Here is a 1,131-nt window from a genome sequence, read left to right as displayed (position 1 = left end):
CACTCCTAAGATATCCCCCTAACTAGAATCGTTAGGGTTATTTTCTATCAAGAGTGGATCAGTTTTCAATTGTCATGATGGATCACTTTTAAGTTACCATATACAGAGCGACGACTTCGGATTCTTTTTTTCCTTTTAATCAAGTGTTACAGATATCGATATTTACAATGGGCGTAATGTTGAATAATCTATTCAGCAAGCCCTATTTAGGAAAAAACGCCTGCCCCTTAATAGGACAAGCGTGAACGAGATTAACCTTTTCCCTTAACTGTATTATATTGTATGTAAATTGCTTTCGCGTCTGAATTTAAATGTGAAACAGTGTAATTTTATTTAAGTAAATCAAATGAGATTGTCTCTCCAGTTATTGCGAAAACTCTCTCATCAGAATCTAGTTGATAAATGGGTCCAAATTCGATGCTAAGTTCTTCATCCTTAATCGCTTCAAAACGGTGTTCAGCTAGCGCTGTGACCTGGTAAGCTATCGTACTTTCACCAGGATCTAGTATATTTCTTTCCTTATCCAATTCTGTTCTAATAAAGATAACAGGTGAGCCGACCTCATTTTCCCCGTCATTCACAGTAATAGAATCCCACATAACATTGATATAAATCTCTTCATCGTTATTATTTGTGAAGTGAAATTTTGTCGTAAATAAAACAATTCCTCCATCAAAAATATCAAAATCAGGTTCATATGCTTCGTCTGGCACAAATTGTGTAAACTGATATCCTTCAAATGTTACATCGACACCGGTAAGTGTTTGCGTTTCATTAATTGCTTCGTTAGCAAATAATATCTTTTTCTCGCCCATCTTATCAATAGTAATATTATCTTCATAAAAAATTGAGCTTTCTACATCGTTTTTGTCTGTTGTTGATTTCATTTGATTTTTTTCATTATCTAATGATTCCTTATTTCCTACTTCGCTACTTGAATTACAAGCACTTGTGAATATGAGTACAACTATCATCATCGTAATAAATTTCATTAATCTTGTTTGTTTCATATAAAAACCTCCGACTTGGTACCGTCAAGAATTTTGTGTAAGTCGATAGGGCTCTCACTTGAACTGTCAATATAATGGTGCTTAAGCAACCTTAACAACTATACAAAAAATGTCAGAAGGT

1 protein-coding gene is annotated in these 1,131 nt (G+C 34.0%); it reads right to left on the bottom strand.

What is annotated here, in order from left to right:
• Positions 1-329: 329 nt before the first annotated feature.
• Entirely contained in the window at positions 330-1,010 is a 681-nt protein-coding gene (locus tag ABU914_RS15380) for a hypothetical protein (protein WP_379670571.1), read from the bottom strand.
• Positions 1,011-1,131: the final 121 nt, after the last annotated feature.

Origin of the sequence: Pueribacillus sp. YX66, assembly GCF_041725775.1 — a bacterium.
In the GTDB taxonomy this organism is placed as follows: domain Bacteria; phylum Bacillota; class Bacilli; order Bacillales; family UBA6769; genus Pueribacillus.
The sequence above is the reverse complement of the archived record's forward strand: the minus strand, read 5'-3'. Positions and strand labels throughout refer to the sequence as shown.